Source organism: Chitinophaga sp. CF118, from assembly GCF_900112615.1.
Lineage (GTDB): Bacteria > Bacteroidota > Bacteroidia > Chitinophagales > Chitinophagaceae > Chitinophaga.
Genome location: NZ_FOMK01000009.1, coordinates 86951 through 109546, shown reverse-complemented (window position 1 = coordinate 109546; position 22596 = coordinate 86951). Strand labels below are relative to the sequence as shown.

21 protein-coding genes are annotated in these 22596 nt (G+C 43.9%); 11 read left to right on the top strand and 10 right to left on the bottom strand.

Going from position 1 to position 22596, the window contains the following annotated elements; translation table 11 throughout:
- Window positions 1-253 precede the first annotated feature (253 nt).
- The gene (locus BM176_RS25795; protein ID WP_090107237.1) at window positions 254-1732 is read right to left on the bottom strand and encodes a gluconokinase; all 1479 of its coding nucleotides are present in this window, start codon (window positions 1730-1732) and stop codon (window positions 254-256) included.
- A 110-nt stretch (window positions 1733-1842) separates the two neighbouring features.
- Between BM176_RS25795 and BM176_RS25790 the strand changes: the two genes are divergently transcribed.
- The 4 genes from BM176_RS25790 (at window position 1843) to BM176_RS25775 (ending at window position 7379) form a co-directional block, all read left to right on the top strand.
- A complete protein-coding gene (locus BM176_RS25790) occupies window positions 1843-3582 on the top strand; it encodes a GMC family oxidoreductase (RefSeq protein ID WP_090107236.1) in 1740 nt (579 codons plus the stop codon).
- Window positions 3583-3584: 2 nt separating this feature from the next.
- Complete coding sequence (locus BM176_RS25785; protein WP_090107235.1) at window positions 3585-4265, top strand: gluconate 2-dehydrogenase subunit 3 family protein; 681 nt, start codon at window positions 3585-3587, stop codon at window positions 4263-4265.
- Between the two features lie 54 nt (window positions 4266-4319).
- Window positions 4320-5768, top strand: coding sequence for a Gfo/Idh/MocA family protein (locus BM176_RS25780; RefSeq protein WP_090107234.1), 1449 nt, complete (start codon window positions 4320-4322; stop codon window positions 5766-5768).
- Between the two features lie 246 nt (window positions 5769-6014).
- Complete coding sequence (locus BM176_RS25775; protein ID WP_090107233.1) at window positions 6015-7379, top strand: hypothetical protein; 1365 nt, start codon at window positions 6015-6017, stop codon at window positions 7377-7379.
- A gap of 300 nt (window positions 7380-7679) precedes the next feature.
- Here the strand turns inward: BM176_RS25775 and BM176_RS25770 are convergent, their stop codons facing one another.
- From BM176_RS25770 to BM176_RS25760, 3 genes are all read right to left on the bottom strand, one after another.
- Window positions 7680-8987, bottom strand: a complete 1308-nt coding sequence (locus BM176_RS25770) for a D-alanyl-D-alanine carboxypeptidase/D-alanyl-D-alanine-endopeptidase (RefSeq protein ID WP_090107232.1) — start codon at window positions 8985-8987, stop codon at window positions 7680-7682.
- Window positions 8988-9257: 270 nt separating this feature from the next.
- Window positions 9258-10592, bottom strand: coding sequence for a Gfo/Idh/MocA family protein (locus BM176_RS25765; RefSeq protein WP_090107231.1), 1335 nt, complete (start codon window positions 10590-10592; stop codon window positions 9258-9260).
- A 92-nt stretch (window positions 10593-10684) separates the two neighbouring features.
- Window positions 10685-11656, bottom strand: a complete 972-nt coding sequence (locus tag BM176_RS25760; RefSeq protein ID WP_090107420.1) for a formylglycine-generating enzyme family protein — start codon at window positions 11654-11656, stop codon at window positions 10685-10687.
- A 165-nt stretch (window positions 11657-11821) separates the two neighbouring features.
- Here BM176_RS25760 and BM176_RS25755 point away from each other — a divergent pair, with 165 nt between their 5' ends.
- The 5 genes from BM176_RS25755 to BM176_RS25740 all read left to right on the top strand — a co-directional run bounded on the left by BM176_RS25755 (window position 11822) and on the right by BM176_RS25740 (window position 16822).
- A complete protein-coding gene (locus BM176_RS25755) occupies window positions 11822-12748 on the top strand; it encodes a hydroxypyruvate isomerase family protein (RefSeq protein WP_090107230.1) in 927 nt (308 codons plus the stop codon).
- 45 nt (window positions 12749-12793) lie between these two features.
- Window positions 12794-13138, top strand: a complete 345-nt coding sequence (locus BM176_RS25750) for a phage holin family protein (RefSeq protein ID WP_090107229.1) — start codon at window positions 12794-12796, stop codon at window positions 13136-13138.
- A gap of 11 nt (window positions 13139-13149) precedes the next feature.
- On the top strand, window positions 13150-15126 hold the full coding sequence (locus tag BM176_RS25745) for an alpha-ketoacid dehydrogenase subunit alpha/beta (RefSeq protein WP_090107228.1): 1977 nt from the start codon (window positions 13150-13152) through the stop codon (window positions 15124-15126).
- Between the two features lie 70 nt (window positions 15127-15196).
- Window positions 15197-15340 (top strand): hypothetical protein, encoded by a 144-nt coding sequence (locus BM176_RS32595; protein ID WP_177230546.1) that lies wholly within the window; start codon window positions 15197-15199, stop codon window positions 15338-15340.
- Window positions 15341-15610: 270 nt separating this feature from the next.
- Window positions 15611-16822 (top strand): MFS transporter, encoded by a 1212-nt coding sequence (locus BM176_RS25740; protein WP_090107227.1) that lies wholly within the window; start codon window positions 15611-15613, stop codon window positions 16820-16822.
- Window positions 16823-16964: 142 nt separating this feature from the next.
- On the opposite strand, the gene BM176_RS25735 is transcribed toward BM176_RS25740, so the two are convergent.
- From BM176_RS25735 to BM176_RS25725, 3 genes are read right to left on the bottom strand one after another with little or no spacing between them, the layout of a single operon-like run.
- The gene (locus BM176_RS25735) at window positions 16965-18041 is read right to left on the bottom strand and encodes an iron-containing alcohol dehydrogenase family protein (RefSeq protein ID WP_090107226.1); all 1077 of its coding nucleotides are present in this window, start codon (window positions 18039-18041) and stop codon (window positions 16965-16967) included.
- A gap of 21 nt (window positions 18042-18062) precedes the next feature.
- Complete coding sequence (kdsB, locus tag BM176_RS25730) at window positions 18063-18791, bottom strand: 3-deoxy-manno-octulosonate cytidylyltransferase (RefSeq protein ID WP_090107225.1); 729 nt, start codon at window positions 18789-18791, stop codon at window positions 18063-18065.
- A gap of 7 nt (window positions 18792-18798) precedes the next feature.
- On the bottom strand, window positions 18799-19989 hold the full coding sequence (locus BM176_RS25725; protein WP_090107224.1) for a DegT/DnrJ/EryC1/StrS family aminotransferase: 1191 nt from the start codon (window positions 19987-19989) through the stop codon (window positions 18799-18801).
- An 80-nt stretch (window positions 19990-20069) separates the two neighbouring features.
- Here BM176_RS25725 and BM176_RS25720 point away from each other — a divergent pair, with 80 nt between their 5' ends.
- A complete protein-coding gene (locus BM176_RS25720; protein WP_090107419.1) occupies window positions 20070-20492 on the top strand; it encodes a YybH family protein in 423 nt (140 codons plus the stop codon).
- Between the two features lie 105 nt (window positions 20493-20597).
- Here BM176_RS25720 and BM176_RS25715 read toward each other — a convergent pair whose 3' ends face one another.
- A complete protein-coding gene (locus tag BM176_RS25715; RefSeq protein WP_090107223.1) occupies window positions 20598-20789 on the bottom strand; it encodes a hypothetical protein in 192 nt (63 codons plus the stop codon).
- A gap of 444 nt (window positions 20790-21233) precedes the next feature.
- Between BM176_RS25715 and BM176_RS25710 the strand changes: the two genes are divergently transcribed.
- Window positions 21234-21443, top strand: coding sequence for a hypothetical protein (locus tag BM176_RS25710; RefSeq protein ID WP_090107222.1), 210 nt, complete (start codon window positions 21234-21236; stop codon window positions 21441-21443).
- A gap of 56 nt (window positions 21444-21499) precedes the next feature.
- On the opposite strand, the gene BM176_RS25705 is transcribed toward BM176_RS25710, so the two are convergent.
- Window positions 21500-21775, bottom strand: a complete 276-nt coding sequence (locus BM176_RS25705; RefSeq protein ID WP_090107221.1) for a hypothetical protein — start codon at window positions 21773-21775, stop codon at window positions 21500-21502.
- A 21-nt stretch (window positions 21776-21796) separates the two neighbouring features.
- The gene (locus BM176_RS25700) at window positions 21797-22582 is read right to left on the bottom strand and encodes a glycoside hydrolase family 25 protein (RefSeq protein WP_090107220.1); all 786 of its coding nucleotides are present in this window, start codon (window positions 22580-22582) and stop codon (window positions 21797-21799) included.
- Window positions 22583-22596 lie beyond the last annotated feature (14 nt).

Sequence of the window (22596 nt, the reverse complement as noted above, 5' to 3'; positions counted from 1 at the left end):
ACGACGGATTGTTGTTTGTCATGATGACAACGGATTGTTGTTAATCATAAATATACTGCATCTGCCTGTTCAGTTTCTTAATTAAACTTTAGAATAAGATTTTAGGCTAGTTTTTCAATTATACTTCACCTGTTCATCACAGCAGATAAGGTATATTTATGATCAACAACTCCCCTCCCTTTATATAGGCACCGTATTTTCTATTTCTATCTATCATTGAGAGGTAATGAAAAAGACCTTGTTATATCTCCTTTTATATCTCCCGGAACACCTCTTTTAATGCGCCATATAATTTTTTATAAACCGTATATGCTACACGATAAGTTTCTGCATGGGAGGCATCTGGTATAAATACCTTCACCGGCTGTACTGCTTCAATTCCTGGTGTGATGTTCAGTGCCTGGAATCCCAGCAGGATGGCTCCCATAGCAGAAGCATCTCCCTCCCGCTGTAAATGCATTGGGCGCTGAAACAAATCGGCCAGCATTTGCACCCATCCGGCTGAAGCAGTAAATCCACCACTTACAGAAATCTTATTAATTGCTCCGGCGGTTTCCTCCAGTGCTTCTGTAATGCTCAGCAACCCATAACCCATTCCTTCCAACAAAGCTCTCATAAAATGCCAGGCATTATGTTGTGGTAATACACCAATAAATGCTCCTTTAGTATGCCCATCCCAAACTGGGGCCCGCTCTCCATGCAAATATGGCAAACACAATAATCCCTCTGTCCCCGGCGCTATGGCTAATGCCTGTTGTAACGCATTATCTACCTGCATCTTCTTTTCCGCCACGGCCTGTACAAATGCTTCAAGAAACCATTGCACTAATACTCCTCCATTATTAGAAGCTCCTCCCGTGATGAAATGCCCTGGTGTTAACACATAGGTGAACAGTCTGCCCTGCACATCGGTCACTGGCTTGCTCACAGCCATGCGCACAGCTCCACTTGTGCCTATCGTTAAGGTGGCATGACCGGCATCCAATGCATGGCTACCCAGTTGTGCCAGGCAACCGTCGCTGCCTCCCGCAATGAATGTTGTAGTATCCGGTATGCCCATTTCTGCGGCTACCGCCGTGGCTAATCCTGTAATAATTCTTGTGCAGGGCACTGCTTCCGGTAATTGTGCCGGAGTGATTCCTGCTAGTTCCAGTGATAATGTATTCCATTCCAGCTGATGAATATTGAATAAGCCGGTCGCAGATGCTATTGAATGGTCTGTGATATATCGCTCGAAGAAATGGAAAAAAATGTATTCTTTGATCCCGATGAACCGCGCTGCTGCCGTAAAGATTTCCGGTGCCTGCTCCTTCCACCAGATGATTTTGCACAATGGCGACATCGGGTGAACCGGTACGCCCGTTTGCTGATATAACATAACCCCTTCGGAAGAGGCATGGATTCTGTCTGCTATCTGCTGGCTGCGGTTATCAGCCCAGATAATAAGTGGAGTTAATGCCTGGTGATCTTTATCCACAGCCATTACACTATGCATGGCACAGCTGAATGAGATGGCGGCAGGATCTTGTTTCAGCAATCCGGCAACACTTCGGATCCCACTTTTTACCGTCTTCAGAATTTCTTCGGGGTCCTGTTCACTATAACCGGGTTGAGGCTGCCGGGTGGGGTAATCCTGTTGGTGATGGGCTATCACTTTCCCGTCCTGCTGTACTGCTATTACCTTCGTGCTGCTGGTTCCTATATCCACGCCTATCAAATATGTTGCCTCCATAGTTAACTTATATTTATAAAAACTCTCCGTTCCTACTATTTCCCTTTTATCCCTTAAAAATAATTTATAGTTTTAAAAGACACTTAAAGTTCACTCAAATAATCCACGATATGGCATTTCAGATTAAGCAAAAAGGACCGGTGTATGACGTATGTATTGTTGGCTCCGGAGCAGGTGGTGGTATGGCAGCAAAGATTTTATCAGAGGCTGGTTTAAAGATTGCACTCCTGGAAGCGGGACCCAAATATGATCCCGCCAATCCCGAACAGATGACCCAACTGAAATGGCCATATGAATCACCCCGGCGCGGCGCCAGTACTACACGCCCATTTGGGGATTTTGATGCAGCCTACGGCGGATGGGAAATTGAAGGGGAACCTTACACTACCAAACAGGGTACGAAATTCGATTGGTTCCGCTCACGTATGGTGGGTGGGCGTACCAATCACTGGGGACGGATCTCATTACGTTTTGGTCCCCGCGACTTTAAACACAAAAGTTATGATGGCTTGGGGGATGACTGGCCAATAAGTTATGAAGAAGTAGCCCCCTTCTATGATCGTGTAGATAAAATGATTGGAGTATTTGGAACAAAAGAAGGAATGCCCAACGAACCGGATGGCTATTTCCTGCCTCCTCCCAAACCCAGGCTCCATGAACTCATGATAAAAAAGGCGGGCGATAAATTGAAAATACCGGTAATACCGGCGCGGATGTCCATGCTTACCCGTTCTGTAAATAAAGACCGTAGCCCCTGTTTCTATTGTGGACAGTGTGGGCGTGGTTGTTCCGTATATGCAGACTTCTCCTCTTCTTCCGTACTGGTAAATCCTGCTGTGAAAAGCGGGCATGTAGATCTGTATGATAATGCAATGGCAAGGGAAGTACTGACAGATAATGAAGGCAAAGCCACTGGTGTAGCATATGTTGATAAAACAGATCTGGAAGAATATGTAGTGAAAGCAAAAGTTATTGTACTCGCTGCCAGTGCTGGAGAATCTGCTCGTTTGCTGCTCAACTCAAAATCTTCCCGCTTCCCTAACGGACTCGCAAATTCCAGCGGTATTGTGGGTAAGTATCTGCATGACTCTACCGGCTCTTCCCGTGCTGCTTTCTTACCTCATCTTATGGACCGTAAGCGTTACAATGAAGATGGTGTTGGAGGAATGCACATGTATATTCCGTGGTGGGGTGATAACAAAAAACTGGACTTTGCCCGTGGTTATCATATGGAATTTGGAGGTGGCCTGCGCATGCCTTCCTATGGTTTTATGAACGCCATTGAAAACATGAATGGCAAATACCCCGGCCGTGACGGGAAACTTAAATCAGCAGGTGGTTACGGGGCATCTCTTAAAGATGATTACCGTCGCTTTTATGGAGCTACTATTGGGCTTGCGGGGAGAGGCGAATCTATTGCCCGTGAAGATAATTACTGTGAAATAGATCCTAGTGTTGTGGATAAGTGGGGCATTCCTGTATTACGATTCAACTATACCTGGAGTGATCATGAAATCAAACAGGCTAAACACATGCAGGATACTTTTGAACAACTCATTCATGAAATGGGAGGTGTTGCGCTGGGAACTAAACCAGGTGCAGAAACCATGTATGGATTGGAAAATCCAGGCAGGATTATTCATGAAGTAGGTACTACCCGCATGGGGGATGATCCTAAAAAATCCGTATTAAACAAATACAACCAGGCACATGATGTAAAGAATTTGTTTGTTGCAGATGGCGGACCATTTGTATCACAGGCAGACAAGAATCCTACCTGGACCATTCTCGCACTGTCTATACGTGCTTCAGAATACATTATGAATGAGTTTAAAAAACAAAATCTTTAACAATGGATAGAAGAGAAACCCTCAGAGCCCTGGCAGTCGGGTCTTTATCTGTTAGCGCCTTTCTTACCGGCTGTGATCCTAAGAAATCTAAAGAAGTAGGTGAAGGCGTTAAAGCGCCTGTGTATGGACGAACTGACGTGGAGAAAAAACGGGATGCCGCACTGGAAAGTGAAAAGTTTTTTACGCCGGCAGAAATGAAAACAATTACTGTACTCGCAGATATTATCATTCCGGCAGATGAGCATTCCGGCAGTGCTTCGGAAGCTAATGTGCCGGAGTTCATTGAATTCATCGTAAAAGACATGCCTAAATATAAAACGCCAATGCGTGGTGGCCTGCGATGGCTGGACATTCACAGTACCCGGCTGTATAACAACGGTTTTACTGATTGCAGCAGTCAGCAGCAACTGGCGTTGATAGACCAGATTGCCTATCCTGAAAAAGCGACTCCGGAAATGAGTCAGGGCGTGGCTTTCTTTAGCCTGATGAGAGACTTTACAGCCAATGCTTTCTTCACCAGTAAAATAGGAATTAAAGATCTCGGCTACATGGGTAACACACCTAATGAATGGGATGGTGTACCTGCCGATGTTTTAAAACAATATGGACTGGCATATGACGAAAAGATGCTGGCAGAATGTCTGAAAGTAGAAGACCGGGGCAAGCTGATGACATGGGATTAATCCATCTTTACAACACACTTTTCTTTTATAATAATCGGTAAATCTATTGTTACTATGGTCCAGGAAAAAAATAACCAGGGAAGTCATGTCTCCCGCAGATCATTTTTAAAGAACGGAGCCTTAACCGCTGCCGGATTTATGATCGTTCCACGTCATGTATTAGGAGGTAAAGGCTTCATCGCACCGAGTGATCGTTTACGCGTAGCCGGTATTGGTGTAGGAGGTAAAGGAGAAAGCGATCTTTCAGAAATTGCAAAAGGCCCTTCAGACATTGCATATCTCTGTGATGTGGATTCCCGTCGTGCTGCAGCTTCTGTGGCCCGTTTCCCTAAAGCAAAATTTTATAAGGATTTCAGGGAAATGCTGGATAAAGAGCACAAAAATATTGATGCTGTAACTGTATCCACTCCAGACCATCAGCATGCTGTTGCCGCGATGGCAGCCATGCAATTAGGCAAACATGTGTATGTACAGAAACCGCTTACGCATGATATTTACGAGGCCCGTATGTTATCTGCGGCGGCAAAACGTTACAACGTGGTTACCCAAATGGGCAACCAGGGCGCTTCAGGAGACGGGGTACGCCAGATGATGGAATGGTATAATGCCGGTACTATCGGTGATGTACATACGGTGTATTGCTGGACAGATCGTCCCGTATGGCCACAGGGTATTCCCTGGTCATCCATGAAAGCAGAAGTGCCGAAAGAACTGGACTGGGATCTGTGGCTGGGTACAGCACCTTACAAAGATTACATTAATAAACTGGTGCCTTTCAACTGGCGCGGCTGGTGGGATTATGGTACCGGTGCATTGGGCGATATGGGATGCCATATTATAGAACCGCCTTTCCGAATCCTGGGACTGGGCTACCCTACATCTGTTGAGTGTAGCGTGGGTAGTGTATATGTGGATGAATTTAAACGCGGCTATTTCCCTGAAAGCTGTCCTCCATCTTCTCACGTGATCCTAAAGTTTGCCGGTAAGAATGGAAAAGAAGTAACGTTCCACTGGATGGATGGCGGTATCCAGCCTGAACGTCCGGAAGAACTGGGACCTAATGAAATAATGGGTGATGGCGGTAACGGTGCCATCCTTATTGGTACAAAAGGTAAAATGATGTGTGGCACCTATGGTATGAATCCTACTCTGCTACCTACCAGTCGTACAAAGGAAGTGAATATTGCTAAAACGATTGAACGTGTGCCGGAAGGACATTATGTTCAGTGGGTGAATGCTGCGATTGCCGGATATAACAGTCCGAAAAATAAGCTGATCAGTTCTCCGTTCTCTATTGCGGGTCCGCTTACAGAAAGTCTGCTCATGGCGAATCTGGCTATCAGAAGTTATGATATCCGCAAGGAAAAAGAAGGCAAAACTTCTTATCCCGGACGTTATATCAAACTGCTGTGGGATGGTCCGAATATGAAAGTAACCAACTTTGATGATGCAAATCAGTTTGTAAAACGTACCTATCGGCAGGGATGGAGCCTGGGTGTTTAGTTATACTTTGTAAAATGTTTTTTTTATACCCGTACAAATTGCAAGAGATGGAGCCCGGACATTGTGTTTTATACTTTGTAAAACGTACACGCAACCAGGGATGAATCTGCCATTTAGTTTTATACACCGTCTTATCTGAAACGGGATCAGTAGCCAGGGGTTACTGATCCCGTTTCTCTTTGTTAATCAATCTTTTATGTCCTACATTTACAACAACTTCATTACCCCCCAAAATTATCCCGCAGAATGAAATTGTTAAGATTATCACGTGTTTTTTTGTTTGCTGTGCCAGCATTTACCATATGGGCATGTCAGAAAAATAAGTCAGGCGAAATAGGTGCCCCCGTAATAGAAACAGTTCAAACAAGTGTACAGGGCCGCGTGCTGGACCAGCATCTGTTACCGCTGAAAGGTGCAACTGTTGTATGTGGAGGGAAAACTACAACCACCAGCGTGAATGGTACTTTTTTACTGGAAAAAGTAAGTGTTAATAAGGATGCCGCTGTGGTAATTGTTTCAAAGAACCAATATCTTACAGGGATCCGTACGTTGATAGTGAACGAAAACGACCTTCATTATGTGCAGATCATGCTGCACGAACGTGAAGTAGCGGCTACCTTCAGTGGCGCCAACGGTGGTATAGTGAGCCTGCCGTATGGTAAATTAACAATACCCCCTAATGCTGTGCTCCTGAAAGATAGTACGCTTTATAATGGGATTGTAGACGTTAACTTCAGATATCTCAATCCGGCAGATGATCATTTTGCTGACCTGATGGCCGGCGACCTGCGGGGCATTACATGGGAGAATATCCAGAAAGGGTTGTGGTCTTATGGGATGTTTACACTGGAACTATCCGGTCAGAATGGGGAAATCCTCCATCTGGATAATAACAACCCTACTACTCTACAGATAGTCATTCCCGGTCCCCTGCAAGGCAGCGCACCTGCCCAGATTCCTTTATGGTTTTTTAATATTACTTCCGGTTATTGGGAGGAAAAAGGCACAGCCACAAAACAGGGGGATACTTACATAGCCACTATAAAAAGTACCGGCTTCTGGCATTATGCCGTTCCCTACGATCTGGTAAGCCTGAGAACAACAATTATTGATCAGCACAATGCACCTGTGCCAAACATGCAGGTAACAATTCTGAGAAAGCTTGATTTCATACCCGTTTACAGTTATACAGATGCTGCCGGCAGGTTTACCGGTAAAGTACCTGTCAATGCCCAACTCATTTTCACACTTACAGATCCCTGCAGGGATATATTCTACCACCAGGAAACCGGCCCTTTTGCTGCCGCCAGTAGTATTAATGCCCTTACCATTACACTACCATCTGATAATACGCTGATGATAGATGGGATAGCAAATAACTGCGCGAATGAACCTGTACAAGGGGGAATTGTAAACATGCTCGTTGATGGCCTATATTATAAAGCGGCTGTAACTAAGGGGCATTTTAAATCAACCATACTGCGTTGCAATAGTTCTTCCACAGATGTTGTACTAACAGCTACAGATACAACTGCAAGTATTAGCACAATGACCACTATCAACGCCAATAATGGCATAATTACTCCTACATTGGTGGTTTGCACTCCATAAAAAACTAAACATTTGATAATCAAGAACATACTGACAATCAAGAAAAATATGGCACTTGAGAAATGTTTAAATGACTGCATGTACGGAATTCACAAATGGGAATGAACGTTTGGGGGAATTGGGAGTGAGTCTATATGTTGAACGCACGTTAGACATTCGTTGGACATTCGTTGGACAATCTTTGATCACAAATAAGTGTTCAATCATTCTCCAATGTATGTTTTACGTACGCCCAAACCCAAAAGTCACTCCATATACCCCATTATACTGCTTTTCAACCTGTATAATCTTTGCTAATTATTAATATTGCTCCCAGATTTGCGTCAGGAAACTTTCTACTGTTCTTCTTACATTGCTTGCACTGTTATTGTGGTTATTCACAAGTACACTGAATACCAGCGTTTTCTTTTTACGGGTTATAAGGTATCCGCTTAATGCAACACAACCAGATAAGGTGCCTGTTTTGGCGTGTACAAACTGTTGTTTATAGTAATTTTTAAGGGTTCCTTTTCCTCCTGTTGGAAAGATGCTGTACAGTCTTGCAGTATCGTATGTTTTATACATGTCTGTCAATACACTTACGAAGTCGCGCGGCGTGAACAGGTTATAACGGGAGAGACCGGAACCATCTACCCATCGCGGAGTATCAGGGAGTTTAGACAGGTAAGTCTGTTCCATAAATTCTATCATCCGGGAGGTACTGATTGTATCCCATAAACGGGAGGCACACATCATCAATGTCTGTTCAGCAAAGAAGTTATCACTACGGTTCATCATAGGTGTAAAGAGCGAATCAACCGGAATACTGTTTAACATCGTAAAGCCGGTGATTTTTTTATCAGGAGCAACCGTGACAGACCGGTGGAGGGTATCCTGTAAGCGTATGGCCAGATCCTGCGTGTTACCGGTAATGAAAGGCACTTCTGTCTCTTGTAAATTTTTGTTACGGCTATTGAATGATACATTAAACCGGTTGCTTAATTCCTCTCTTACTCCCAATAACTCCTTCAGTGTATCATTCTGCTGGTAAGAAAAATGCGCTGCATCATTAAACATTTTTGGTGTTATCTGATTGGTATCCCCATGATGCCTGATATGGGCAACATTTCCATATACCGGCCATTCGCTTAATTCCGGCTGATAATAATCTGCATAATCACTCCATGCCCATCCGGAACCAAACCGTTTGTTCTCATTTACCACTGGAACCACTTCAATTCGTTTACCTGTTTGTTGTAATAACTGAAAAGCTGGTTGCAGAGTGTAATCGGGATGTAGGAAAGAAGGATCTCCTGTACCCTTTACATATAATACAGAGTCTGTATTGAGGTAACGGAGCGCTGGCAAAGAATCTCCCAGGAAACGTAACCCGGTATACAATGAAAAGATTTTCGTGTTGGATGCCGGAGTGAAATATCTGTCGTCCTGATAGCGGTACCAATACTTACCGGTAGCCGGTTCGTAGATGCATATCCCGGTATGTGCCTGCCGTAAAGCAACACTATTCAGCAATTCCGTTTCTGCCCATTTTTGAATATCCTTAAACTGGGCTAAAGCACCAGGTTGCAGACAAAGCAAAACACTACACAATAAGACAAATCTTTTCATACTCCTTCTTTCATTATAAAATGGGCTGATGGTTACTTATTATATTTGAACCAACTCCTGATCGGGAGCTGATTCAAATATAATAAGATTGGATATGCTGTATTTAACCTACACGATACTCCTTATATCAAGGCCCATTGAATGTAGCAAAAAATATTGCGCTTATTGTTCCGGAGCCTGTTGAATGCAACAAAATTGAATACTCCAATTTAGCTTGTAAAATATAAATTGTATCAGAGTCTGTTGAAATACGGTACCATATATTAAGCCTTAACTAAAATAACGTGTAATACCCGGTTTTGCATGTGGATAATTACCATCAGCATCTGGCATTACCGGAGGGTTTGCATTAAATGCATACGTTGTTGGTTGCAGGTTCAAGCCGGAATTAAGAGCCTTATCAAATGGGATTACTTGTCCGGAGTATGTTGCCAGTCGGCCAATAATAGCTGTTAGCGTAGTTTTGGCAGCCCGTTCCGCATCCCAGAATTTATATTCACCTTTTGCTATAGCAGCAAATAATTCATCGTGTTCTGCCTGGTAAGGCTGGTTTTCCGTTTTCTTATCAAACTGGAAAAGCACTTTTCCTTTATGGTCCTGGATCAATCCCCTATCGCAGATAATGCGTCCTTTTGTTCCCACCAGTTCTTCATCTACACGACTGGTACTATCTTTCCAGTGGCGACATTGGCTGTTCATCACCACCCCATTGCCATAGCGGTATTCCACATAATGGTGATCATAGATTTCCCCTGCCTCTTTACCCGTACGTATAGCACGGCCCCCCATTCCGGATGCTGTTACAGGATAGTCTTTCATGAACCAGTTACCCACATCTATATTATGAATATGCTGCTCTACGATATGATCTCCGCACAACCAGTTAAAGTAATACCAGTTACGCATCTGGTATTCCATTTCCGTATACTGTGGTAGTCTTGGCTTTACCCACAGTGCCCCCTGATTCCACCATACCTGTATAGATAAAAGATTACCGATTATGCCATCATTGAACCGTTTGAATAATTCGCGGTAAGATGTCTGGTAGCGGCGCTGTAATCCTACCACCACATTCAGCTTCTTTGATTTCGCTATTTCTGCGGCATCCAATACTCTTTTAATCCCGGCAGGGTCTGTCGCCACCGGTTTTTCCATGAAAATATGTTTACCCTGCTTTACCGCTTCTTCAAAATGGATTGGACGGAAGCCCGGCGGAGTAGCCAGAATCACCACATCTGCCAGTGCAATGGCTTTCTGGTAAGCATCGAAGCCAATGAACTTATGTTCTTCCTTTACATTTACCCGGCTGGCATTTTCTCCCAGCTCTTCCTTAATACTTTCATAACTACTATTCAGCCTGTCTGCAAAAGCATCAGCCATTGCTACCAGTTGTACATTCTGTTTAGTCCTTAATGCTTGTACCGCAGCGCCGGTACCACGGCCACCGCAACCAATGAGCGCTATTTTGATAATAGTATCTGCACCGGAAAAGAAGTTGGCCTGGGATAACATAGGCATTGCCAGCAAGCCGCCGGCCAGCATAGACGATTGTTTTACGAAGTCACGCCTGCTGTTTGAGTGGAATTCGTTTTGTTCTTCTTGCATGATAGAATGTGTGTTTAATTGTTAATTGTGGGATATATACCTGTAACATTTTTAATTTTCGTGGTTTAGTAGGTAGCATTATACTCATGCTTTTATCTCGCACCCAGATATTTATCAACTACATCTGCAAAAAACTGCTCCACTTCTTCCTTTGTAGGCTGCAGTACAGGTCGGATGATTCTAAATCCGATAAATGGTGAATCTGCATTCCACCATTTACTTTTAGGGATTTGTGGATCACGCCGGTTCCAGTCAGTATTAGATTTCAGACGACTGGCACTACGCAGATGTGTTGCATCATCCTGATAATTTCCTCCTTTTATGGTACGCGGCGTTTTGGTGGTAGGTTTATTCCAGGGGTCCACAGCTGTTGCACTTTCCAGGAATTTTGGGTCATACTGATCAAGGGTCCATTCTGCCACATTTCCCAGCATATCATATAGCCCCCAGGCGTTAGGTCGCAACTCTCCTACTTTATGATATTTATTCTCACTGTTTGCAGCATACCAGGCATAGTCTTTTAATTGTGCCGCATCATTCCCAAAAGGATAAGCGGTAACAGCTCCCGCCCTGCAGGCATATTCCCATTCGGCCTCTGTGGGCAGGCGGTAAAACACACCGGTTTTTGCATATAGCCAGCGGCAATACATCAATGCTCCATACTGGCTCATACTATTGGCAGGAAAACCTCCCAATTTACCCATTCCCAATGTAAGATCTATATATGGTGGACTAGGGCGCGTCATCCCATCAGGAACAGGTGTTTTATCCTTTTCCGCATCTGCATAAATATCATATTCGTCAAATGTAACCTCATGAGCCCCCATCCAGAAAGCTGCAATCTTTATTTTTTTCTGTGGTCCTTCATCTTCACCCCTGCCTTTTTCTCCGGCCGGGCTGCCCATGGAGAACTCTCCTGCCGGAATGGGCATCATTTTAAATGTTAAAGCCGTTCCCGGCAATTTTTCTTCGTAAGCTGCAAATGGTTGATTGGCAGCGCCCTGTCCAAAAGCTGTACCTGTAAGCATGCTTCCCAGCGACAACGCCAAAAGTCTGTTTTTCATAACAATCATTGTGATATAATACCAGTGAATTTATTAAATCAATTTTTGGGATGCAACGTTTTTTACATGAATGTTTAAACAACCCTGTTTTACCGTTTTTAACGTATTGCATTTACGCATAAAAGCCACTACTTTTAGTGTTCATGCAATTAACTTGTTAACGTTATGGAAAGAAGACAATTCCTCCAACAAGGCTCTCTCGCAGGGCTTTCTACGCTGGCCTTCGGCAGTGTTACCGCAGCGGCAAAAAGCAATCAACCTCTTACAGCTGCAGATGGGAAAACATTTAATTTGAATTATGCCCCGCACGATGGTATGTTTAAAAACCATGCCGGTGCGAATATTCTGGACCAGATAAAGTTTATGTACGATCAAGGCTTCCGTGCTCTTGAAGATAACGGGATGATGAAGCGCGATGTGGCAGAACAAGAAAAGATTGGCAACCTGCTCGCCAAGTTGGGCATGCATATGGGCGTATTTGTAATTGATGGAGGTGATAACTGGAAAGTATCTCTTACTACCGGCAAGCAGGAGTTCAAAGATAACTTTGTAAACACCTGCCGCAAGTCACTCGAAACCGCTAAACGTTGTAATGCAAAATGGGCCACTTTCGTGCCCGGCTATTTTGAAAGAAACCTCCCGATAGGTATTCAAACGGCAAATGTAATAGAGGCACTGCGACTGGGTGCACAAATACTGGAACCACAGGGCCTGATCATGGTATTGGAACCTCTCAGTGATAATCCGGATCTGTTCCTTCGCACAGCAGAACAAAGCTATATGGTATGTAAAGCAGTAAATAGCCCAAGTGTGAAAATCCTGTACGACATTTATCATATGCAACGCAATAGCGGCAACCTGATTCCTAATATGGATCTGTGCTGGAGTGAAATCGCCTACCTCCAGATCGGTGATAATCCAGGACGGAAAGAACCCACTTCGGGAGAAATCAACTATAAGAACATTTTTAAACACGTTCATGCCAAGGGATTCAAGGGCGTACTCGGTATGGAACATGGAAATGCCAACCCGGGAAAAGAAGGAGAATTAGCCCTTATTAAAGCTTACCGCGATGGCGATGACTTTCTTTAAGCTGGTATAATACCAAATCAGTACCTTCCACTTAAATTTGTCGCCATGAATTTTATAATCCGCATGCTGGTTACCGCATTGGCTGCAATGGTTACCGCATATCTGTTACCCGGAGTCAGAATCAAAGATTTTGCCACAGCCATTATCCTGGCCCTGGTACTATCTCTCTTGAATTTCCTGATAAAACCGATCCTGATAATTCTTACGCTTCCAGTAACTATTATTACGCTGGGGCTTTTTCTGTTCGTAATTAATGCGATCATTATTTTACTGGCATCAAAACTAGTCTCCGGCTTTAAGGTAGATGGCTTTTTCTGGGCCCTGGTTTTCAGCCTTGTATTGTCACTGGTTAGTTATATAATGGAGAGCATTGCGGGGACTAACGACTGAGTTTAAATACCATGTACTTTGACCGCACACATATCAGTGATGAACAGCTGCTGAACTTTTACAAAGCACTACTGTTCCCCCGGCTGGTAGAAGAGAAAATGCTCTTACTACTGCGCCAGGGAAAGGTAAGTAAATGGTTTTCCGGCATCGGCCAGGAAGCCATTGCTGTGGGCGCAACACTTGCTCTGGATGCGGATGAGTGGATCCTGCCGCTGCATCGTAACCTGGGAGTATTCACAGCTCGCAAAATGCCGCTGCAACAACTCTTCCACCAATGGCAGGGAAGCCCCCTGGGCTTTAGTAAAGGCCGTGAGCGTTCTTTTCATTTCGGTAGCCAGCAGCATCATATCTGTGGCATGATTTCACACCTGGGGCCTCAGCTTTCCGTGGCAGACGGCATCGCCCTGGCACATAAGCTGAAAGGTGAAAACAAAGTGTCTCTTGCTTTTACCGGAGAAGGGGGCACCAGTGAAGGAGAATTTCATGAAGCCCTCAATGTGGCTGCTGTATGGGATCTTCCTGTGATTTTCATGATAGAGAACAATGGGTATGGCCTAAGTACCCCCGTAGAAGAACAGTATCGCTGTGAACAGCTGGTGCAGCGAGCCGCAGGATATGGTATGCGGGGAATGCGTATCGATGGCAACAATCTGCTGGAGGTTTATCATGCTGTCAGGGAAGCGAAAAAACATGCCCTCCAGGAACAGCAACCCGTGCTGATAGAAGCCGTCACCTTCCGGATGCGGGGCCATGAAGAAGCCAGCGGCACAAAGTATGTCCCTCCTGCTTTGTTGGAAGAATGGGCGAAACAAGATCCGATTCATCATTTTGAAGATTTCCTCCAATACCTGGAGCTGCTGGATCCAAAACGGATCAGCACTATCCGGGAAGCTTTGAAACACGAAATAGATGCTGATATAACAGCGGCATTGACGGAAACCGTAATCCACGCAGATACAACCATAGAACTGGCGGACGTTTATGCCCCCCTGCCCGAAGAACAACCCGATATATCCGGAGCTATCAGAGAAAAACGCTTTATCAATGCCATCTCAGATGCCCTGCATCTGGCCATGGATAAATATCCAAATCTGGTATTAATGGGACAGGATATAGCGGAATATGGCGGTGCTTTTAAAATCACTGAAGGATTTGTTGAGCTGTTTGGGAAAGCCAGAGTGCGTAATACGCCACTCTGTGAAAGCGCCATTATCGGCACAGCTTTAGGTTTGTCGGTAAAAGGGTTCAAAAGCATGGTGGAAATGCAGTTTGCAGATTTTGTTACCTGCGGATTTAACCAGATTGTGAACAACCTTGCCAAAATTCATTACCGTTGGGGACAGGCTGCGGATGTGGTGATCCGCCTTCCCACAGGTGCAGGAGTAGGCGCAGGTCCATTTCATTCCCAAAGCAATGAGGCCTGGTTTACGCATACTCCCGGACTGAAAGTCGTATATCCTTCCACACCTGAAGATGCCAAAGGTCTTTTACTGGCGGCGTTTGCAGACCCCAACCCAGTACTTTACTTTGAGCATAAAGCGCTTTATAGAAGTATCAATGGTCCGGTACCGGATGGATTATATACCATAGAGATAGGCAAAGCGAAACTAGTGCAGGCTGGTGAGGATATCAGCATTATCACCTACGGGAGTGGTGTACACTGGGCATTGGAATATGCACAGCAGCATCCTGATATCTCCCTTCATATTCTGGATCTTCGTACCCTGCTGCCACTGGACTATGCGGCAATACAGTTTGCAGTGGCCCAAACCGGCAAGGTGCTGATTCTTCACGAAGATACACTGACCGGCGGCTTAGGGGGAGAAATTGCAGCCTGGATAGCAGAACACTGCTTCCATCTACTGGATGCTCCCGTTATGCGATGTGCCAGTCTGGATACTCCTATCCCGTTTGCTGCATCATTGGAGAAAAATTTTCTCGCCAAAACACGTCTGCATCAATATATACAGCAACTCACTGCATACTAATAACATTGTGGTGTTGGGATTTTTAAACGGAATGCGCTAACTTGCACAGCAGATCACTAAACGTCTTTTTATGTTGCTTTCAATCGTTAATAATGTAGAGGTTACAGATTTTTACAGAACAGGAGATAAGATCGCTCATTATCTTACTATTGGTGTTATTGTCCTGTTTGCTGCTATGTTCCTGTTTGCAGCTGTGAAATACGCAAAACGCTAATTATTACCTTATTAAGATATTATCTGGCTGTTCTACAATGTAGAACAGCTTTTTTTATTCTCCCTTGCCTCGTTAATTCCTGGTCAATTCCTGGTTAATCTTTGCTCTATCCCGGCAGTCGACCAGAGCTCTCCCCGAAAACACTAAAGCATATCTCAGTCAAATCTGCCATCTGTTAATCCTGAATATACCAGCCTGACCTCCTGTTACACAAACAAATTCACACATTCAATGTACTGAGCATGTGTTGTTTATAATTAACTTTGCATTATGGATAAGTTGCCGGGAAGAATTTACTCCTTCCACTTTATCATGCTATGCCTTAGCAACGCCCTTTTTTCTGCCAGTTTTAATATGTTGCTGCCAGACCTGCCAGATTACCTGAGTAATATGGGAGGAGCACAATACAAAGGATATATCCTTGCTCTTTTTACCCTGATGGCCGGATTATCCCGCCCTTTCAGCGGAAAACTCACTGATACAATTGGCAGGGTACCTGTAATGATCTTTGGTTCCGTTGTATGCGTGATCTGCAGTCTCCTATACCCATTAGTGGGCAGTGTGGCGGCCTTTCTGCTTTTACGCTTTTTTCATGGCTTTTCTACCGGATTCAAACCTACCGGTACAGCCGCATACATATCAGATATTGTTCCCTCCACCCGACGGGCGGAAGCTATGGGAATGGTAGGATTATTCAGTACCATCGGAATGGCTCTTGGCCCTGCTATTGGAGGATATATTACTCCTCACTGGGGTATTACAATTATGTTCCAGGTATCAGCAGTATTTGCACTACTATCGGTAGTTATACTGGTGGGTGGCATGAAAGAAACCTTGCAGAATAAGCAGGGTTTCCGCCTTTCGACTTTAAAGATTTCAAAGAATGAAATATTTGAACCGTTGGTACTTGCGCCGGTAATTATTACTTTTCTGACTTACCTCAGTTATGGCGTTCTGTTTACAATCATCCCGGATTTCAGTGCCCATCTGGGCATTCAGAATAAAGGGCTGTTTTATGCATTCTTCACAGCGAGTTCTATTGGTATACGATTGCTGGCAGGGAAAGTCTCCGACAAATACGGACGGTTACCGATATTAAAGATTTCTACACTTACCATGGCTTTCGGGGTATTCATTCTGGCCATTGCCACCACACCAGCCATGATGTTCACGGCAGCAGTGATATATGGAATTTCTGTAGGCCTTAATTCTCCTGCTATCACGGCATGGACCGTAGACCTTGGGAATCCTCTCTATAAGGGCCGTGCACTGGCATCTATGTATATTGCCATGGAAGCTGGTATTGGATTAGGGGCTTATATCTCTGTCTTCATCTATCATAATGATGCTCAGTATTTTCCAATAACATTTTACGCTACAGCTGCTGTGACTTTACTTGCTTCCTTTTACCTGATGTTCATTTATAATAACCATCGTCTGCAAGTCATGCGACGTTTTGTAAATATGCGGATAAAGTTTTAGCTGAATGTAAAAGAGTGGGTATCCAATAATAAAGGGTTTGAAGATCGCTTAAACAGAACATTTTTTTTCAGGAGGTCTCAAAATTAAAAGAGGTGCATCAAAAGTATGATGCACCTCTTTTAATTTTTTATCAGATTTACTATTATAGTTGTTCGTATAAAGCACGCAGGCGTTCACGGGGCATCTGCTGTTTCCAGTCTTTACCCAGCGCATTCTCCCATAACGGAGCCATTCCCAGAGATACATCTATCATGATGTTAAACTGCTCATCTGTCAGCCCCTTGGTAATGTTCTGCGGAATGTCAATGTTGTGCTTCTTCACCATCTGCTTGAATTCCTTTACCCCATCAGGATAAAATTCTTCCAGCTTATCAAACACAATGCAATTACCAATACCATGTTTGGTTCCTAATAAATAGGCCAAACCATAACTTACCGCATGTGCCACGCCTACCTGAGAATAAGCTATACTCATACCACCAGCGTAAGAAGCCATCATCAGTTTTTCATCCGCATCATCATCCCATTTTTCTTTCTCCAGGAAAATCTCCTGACACAAACGAAGGGATTCTTCTCCATAAGAGCGGCTGAAGGCATTCAGATAAGTACCTGTCAGCGACTCAATACAGTGAATGTAGCAGTCCATCGCAGTGTAGAACAACTGGTTAGTTGGTACACCTTTTATTAACTCAGGATCCAGTACTATCTGGTCGAAAGGAGTAAAGTCTGAATTCATACCCAATTTACGGGTGGGGCCAGTCAGTACACAGGTACGGCTTACTTCCGCTCCAGTACCGGAAATGGTGGGAATCCCTGCTTTATATACACCTGGAAACTTCACCAGGTCCCAGCCCTGATAGTCCGCAGAGGAACCAGGATTGGTCATCATCAATGCCACTGCTTTCGCCATATCCATCACAGAACCACCACCAATACCAATGATACCACTTACCTCTCCAAATTCCGCTTTCAGTTCATCACGAACTTTATCCACATATTTTGTCTTCGGCTCATCAGTTACATCGATATATACAATCTTATCTTTCCCCTTTGCCGGTATGCGGGCCGCAAAGGCTGGCTTATCCTGGAAAAAATGATCTACAAAGTATATCATGGGCGCATCGCCTTTACGTTGCGGTTCCAATATTTCATCTAACTGGTCAAATGCGCCGCGGCCAAATACCACATAGTCGACCATCTTAAAATTCCTGAATTTCATCTTAGCCAATTAAGTTATTTACTAAAGTAATTTCTCCGCTTTCAGCAAATCTTCCGGAGTATCAATTTCCACCCCCATATATTCTGTTACCACCATCTTCAACGGAATTCCGTTTTCGAGATAACGCAGGCATTCAATCTTTTCTGCAGCTTCCAGCGGACTTACCGGCATTTGGGTAAAGTCCAGTAAGGTTTGTCTGCGAAAAGCATAGATACCGATATGTTCGTAGTAGATAGTAGGTACTGACTTATCGCGTGGATAAGGAATTACTGAACGGGAAAAGAAAAGCGCATTAAACTGTTTATCCACAGCCACCTTCACATAGTTAGGGTCTTCAATGGCTTTCCAGTCTTTCAGCTCCTGCATTAGGGATGCCACCTCTACTTTCTTACCAGCTTCACCTTCAAATACCTGTAACAGTTTTTCCAGCGGTTCCTTTTGGGTAAAAGGTTCATCCCCCTGTACATTCACAACAATGTCGATATCAGTTCTGTCGGCAATGGCCTCTGCAATACGGTCTGTTCCACATTCGTGCTCCTTTTTGCTCATAACAGCTTTACCGCCATTATTTACAATTTCGTTGTAAATGATATCACTGTCACATACCACCATCACTTCATCAAATACTCCTGTGTTCACAGTGCTTTCATACGTACGCAGAATCACTGATTTGCCTCCCAGTTTTGCCATGAGTTTACCCGGAAAACGGGTAGCTCCATAACGGGCAGGAATTAAGGCTATCTTTTTCATGATTGGATTATAAAGCACTCTTTATTGCATTCACCAATTTCTCTGCACGCTGTTTCACTTCTTCTTCACTCCATCCCAGGTTGATGGGAGTGCAGATACAACGGCTCATCAGGGCATCAGACACTGGGAATTGTTTTACTTTATACAGTTCCATTGCCTGTTGCAATCCTGGAGCAAACCGGCTCATTACAGAGCTTTGCTTAAAGTGCTCCCAGTTGCGGATATAATGCCAGTTGTTATCAAACCAGTAGAAAGCAGCCAGGCCGGCAGCTTTCATAGCAGCAGCAGCAGCCCGTGCCTGACCTTCTTCCGGAAGGAAAAAGCCAAGAAAGGTAGCACTGTCGCCGGATGGATCCGGTAAACGGCGGAAGCTCACTTCTGGTATGGTAGCCAATGCATCTTTGAAAATCTTCTTTGTTTTGCGCTGTATTTCCAGGAAGGTATCCAGCTTGCGTACCTGGGCAAGGCCCACCGCCGCGTGCAGTTCGGAAATACGGTAGTTGTATCCTATATAAGGATGCAGATCTGCTCCACGATCTACACCAAGGTGATCATGTCCATGATCTGCATAAGCATCACATTTGGTATATACATCAGGATCATTTGTAACGATGGCTCCACCTTCGGCACAGGTTATCGTTTTTACAAAGTCAAAAGAGAATGCACCAGCATGCCCGATCGTTCCCAATGCTTTGCCTTTATAAGAAGCACCGAATGACTGGCAGGCATCTTCCAGCAATATCAGATTGTGTTTGTCGCAGATCGCTTTTAATGCATCCAGATCTGCCATGGCACCGCACATATGAACGGGCATGATAGCTTTGGTACGAGGTGTGATAGCTGCTTCCACCGCCTTAGGGTCCAGGGTCAGTGTATCGTCCACATCTACCAGCACAGGTGTAGCACCAACAGAAAAAATACATTCAAAGCTGGCCACAAAGGTGAAGGTGGGCATAATCACTTCATCACCCGCCCCGATACCCAATGCCGCCATTGCAGTAGTAAGGGCTGAAGTACCGCTGGACACCAGGTGCGTATAAGAAACGTTCAGTTTCTCTGATATAGCCTGTTCAAGCTCTTTCGCTTTCCAGATGCCTTTACGTGGGCCGTCAAAGCCATAGCGCATAAAAATTCCGGTTTCCAGCACATCATTTACCTCTTTTCGTTCTTCCGGTCCAAAAAATTCATATCCGGGCATAAGTCGTAGATTTTTGCAAAGGTAGTATAATCATGTTGCCTTACATCGCAAAAACTGTTTATCTTTTACTAAAAATTAACATGCGTTTTGTCTTGTATCTTATCCTGTTGGTCGCTCCGGTAACAGTCCTGCGGGCACAACAGCCCGAGGCGGCCATTAAAGCACTTTTACAGCAACAGACGGATAGCTGGAACAAGGGTAATCTCGAAACATTTATGCAAACATATTGGCAGTCAGATTCCCTTATATTTATTGGTAAGCGCGGACCTACATATGGATGGCAGGCCACATTGGATGGGTATAAGAAATCCTACCCGGACACCACCGCAATGGGCAAACTGAATTTTAATTTACTGGAGATCAGGCCATTATCTGCACAGGTATATTTTGTAGTAGGCAAATGGCATTTACAACGTAGTGCCGGTGACCTGGAAGGTCATTTCTCCCTTCTCATTAAGAAAATCGGAAAAGCCTGGAAAATTATTGCAGACCATAGTAGTTAAAAAGAAAACCATCCCATGAATGGGACGGCCTGCTATACACCACAACATTAAAGAAGAACATTCCAAATAATATTGAGCGTTATTCAATATATAAATGGTAATATTTTAGTCTTTTCTTTTTGAGATCTGATTTCGCACTGCTTTATTCTCATCTTCCGGTTTTCCCGAAAGATTTCCATGAAGAGGATTACGACCATTACCTGCTTGATCTGTTTTTAAGATCTTAACCTGTTTCTGCAGTTTCTGATTATACTCTTCGGATTCTTTGTGCTTACCAGATGATTTATCATGTAGCATATGTTTCCGTTTTAATTAGTAAAATGCTTCGGTTAATAGTCAGAATATACTTTGCAAAGTTTATTCCATGCTGGAAATGCCAGCCAATAGTACATTACATAGAATTACTGAGTAATAGCCTCCACAGATTGCGCAACAAAACATTCTAATTGATGTCCCGCATGCTCCACAAGCAGAAGCAGAAGAGTCAGGTGCAATAGATTGCATTTTTGAGTTTCTCTTAAACTTCATCGTTTTTCATGTCTATTTTACATAGCCTTGCTAAACATTTTACTCCAAGATCCTTTACTGCAAAGAATTACAGACGATGAATCACAGCCGTTAGCATACTATCGTCGGCTGTCTGATGGCATAGATGTTGAGTAATATCTAATCCAGCCGTGATGTTTAACCGCTGCAATTAATTCGGGATAAACAATTGAATAACAACTAAATAATCAGTCTATGAACATCCGAGGGTATCAGTGGTCAGTACTAAAAAACCTGCTGAAGCAACGCTTCACACAACTTTCAGATGAAGATCTGATTTTCGAAAGTGGTAAGGAACTAGAACTGTTTGTGCGTCTGGAAAGAAAAATTGGCAAGCCAAAGGAAGACGTAGCCCGTATTATCAAAGGTATGCAACAATGTTATCTACAGCGATCACTGCTGTAATAAAAATCCTGTTACGTTTAAGCCAGTTACAATAGGTAACGTTGTAATTGGCTTTTTTATTTGTAGTTGTCCTGTACTGGTTTCTTTTTCCTCCACATCCTGAACACCAGGTACAGATAGCCTCCAAGGCTTATTACAAACCAGCTGTAAAAAAAGATCATTCTACCCTGGGTTGATTCTTCCGGAATGCCAAACCCCAGGTACAATCCCAGGAACACATTTATAATTCCCCAGAAAAATCCAATGAACAGGGTACGCATAATCCTGACAAAATATGCCACGATTCCCATATCAAATGGTTCCTTTTGATCATGCTGTTCCTGTGATTCCATTTTCCAGGTATTATTCCGATGTTAAGGTATGCATAACTTTCTCAGGGCAAGGCTATCTCCGCTAAAAACATTAAAATCCACTGTAGTACTAATCCCATTTACACGTCCCATATCATTATGCTGCCAGAAGATCCACTTTCGGTTGGTGGAGGGTCTCTCCTGCTGATAATAATGGGCAACCCAAAGCGGATAACTATCAAACTCATCACCAAGATAAGTATCGTAAAAGTGCATATTGGTATAAATAATCGGTTTTACACCATAAGCCTTTTCCATTTCTTCCAGCCATATCCTGGCTGTACTTCTTATTACTGCAGCAGGTTGATTATTATGTACTTCTATATCCAATACGGGAGGAAGATCGCCAGGTTCAAGCTGTACCACATTCTGGAAATTGATGACCTGCTTTAAAGGGTCGCGGGTGGAGTAAAAAAAATGATAGGCTCCTCTAATAATACCGGCCTTTTTTGCCTTCTGCCAATTTTGACGGAAAGCTGCATCCTGTCGCGTAATCCCTTCTGTTGCTTTTATAAACGCAAAGGATACATGGATATTATCCACCTGCATCTGCTCTACAGCAGACCAGTTAATATTTTTCTGAAACTTGGATACATCTATCCCGTGGATTGAGTAGTTCACTGGCATATCTATTCCAAACTCCTCATACCGCACAAAGTTAAGTGCATCTTCTCTTTGTTGCCACCAATACCACGCTCCCACTGCTACACACATCAGTAACACCAGGATAAATGGCAAACGGGATGCTTTTCTGATTCTTACTTTAGCTACCTTTTTGTTATTCCGCATTTCGCTTTTCTGTA

Bases quoted from the DNA above. Each gene is read 5' to 3' on its own strand.
- BM176_RS25795 (WP_090107237.1), bottom strand. From the start codon at position 1,732: ATGGAGGCAACATATTTGATAGGCGTGGATATAGGAACCAGCAGCACG.
- BM176_RS25790 (WP_090107236.1), top strand. From the start codon at position 1,843: ATGGCATTTCAGATTAAGCAAAAAGGACCGGTGTATGACGTATGTATT.
- BM176_RS25785 (WP_090107235.1), top strand. From the start codon at position 3,585: ATGGATAGAAGAGAAACCCTCAGAGCCCTGGCAGTCGGGTCTTTATCT.
- BM176_RS25780 (WP_090107234.1), top strand. From the start codon at position 4,320: ATGGTCCAGGAAAAAAATAACCAGGGAAGTCATGTCTCCCGCAGATCA.
- BM176_RS25775 (WP_090107233.1), top strand. From the start codon at position 6,015: ATGAAATTGTTAAGATTATCACGTGTTTTTTTGTTTGCTGTGCCAGCA.
- BM176_RS25770 (WP_090107232.1), bottom strand. From the start codon at position 8,987: ATGAAAAGATTTGTCTTATTGTGTAGTGTTTTGCTTTGTCTGCAACCT.
- BM176_RS25765 (WP_090107231.1), bottom strand. From the start codon at position 10,592: ATGCAAGAAGAACAAAACGAATTCCACTCAAACAGCAGGCGTGACTTC.
- BM176_RS25760 (WP_090107420.1), bottom strand. From the start codon at position 11,656: ATGAAAAACAGACTTTTGGCGTTGTCGCTGGGAAGCATGCTTACAGGT.
- BM176_RS25755 (WP_090107230.1), top strand. From the start codon at position 11,822: ATGGAAAGAAGACAATTCCTCCAACAAGGCTCTCTCGCAGGGCTTTCT.
- BM176_RS25750 (WP_090107229.1), top strand. From the start codon at position 12,794: ATGAATTTTATAATCCGCATGCTGGTTACCGCATTGGCTGCAATGGTT.
- BM176_RS25745 (WP_090107228.1), top strand. From the start codon at position 13,150: ATGTACTTTGACCGCACACATATCAGTGATGAACAGCTGCTGAACTTT.
- BM176_RS32595 (WP_177230546.1), top strand. From the start codon at position 15,197: ATGTTGCTTTCAATCGTTAATAATGTAGAGGTTACAGATTTTTACAGA.
- BM176_RS25740 (WP_090107227.1), top strand. From the start codon at position 15,611: ATGGATAAGTTGCCGGGAAGAATTTACTCCTTCCACTTTATCATGCTA.
- BM176_RS25735 (WP_090107226.1), bottom strand. From the start codon at position 18,041: ATGAAATTCAGGAATTTTAAGATGGTCGACTATGTGGTATTTGGCCGC.
- kdsB (WP_090107225.1), bottom strand. From the start codon at position 18,791: ATGAAAAAGATAGCCTTAATTCCTGCCCGTTATGGAGCTACCCGTTTT.
- BM176_RS25725 (WP_090107224.1), bottom strand. From the start codon at position 19,989: ATGCCCGGATATGAATTTTTTGGACCGGAAGAACGAAAAGAGGTAAAT.
- BM176_RS25720 (WP_090107419.1), top strand. From the start codon at position 20,070: ATGCGTTTTGTCTTGTATCTTATCCTGTTGGTCGCTCCGGTAACAGTC.
- BM176_RS25715 (WP_090107223.1), bottom strand. From the start codon at position 20,789: ATGCTACATGATAAATCATCTGGTAAGCACAAAGAATCCGAAGAGTAT.
- BM176_RS25710 (WP_090107222.1), top strand. From the start codon at position 21,234: ATGAACATCCGAGGGTATCAGTGGTCAGTACTAAAAAACCTGCTGAAG.
- BM176_RS25705 (WP_090107221.1), bottom strand. From the start codon at position 21,775: ATGGAATCACAGGAACAGCATGATCAAAAGGAACCATTTGATATGGGA.
- BM176_RS25700 (WP_090107220.1), bottom strand. From the start codon at position 22,582: ATGCGGAATAACAAAAAGGTAGCTAAAGTAAGAATCAGAAAAGCATCC.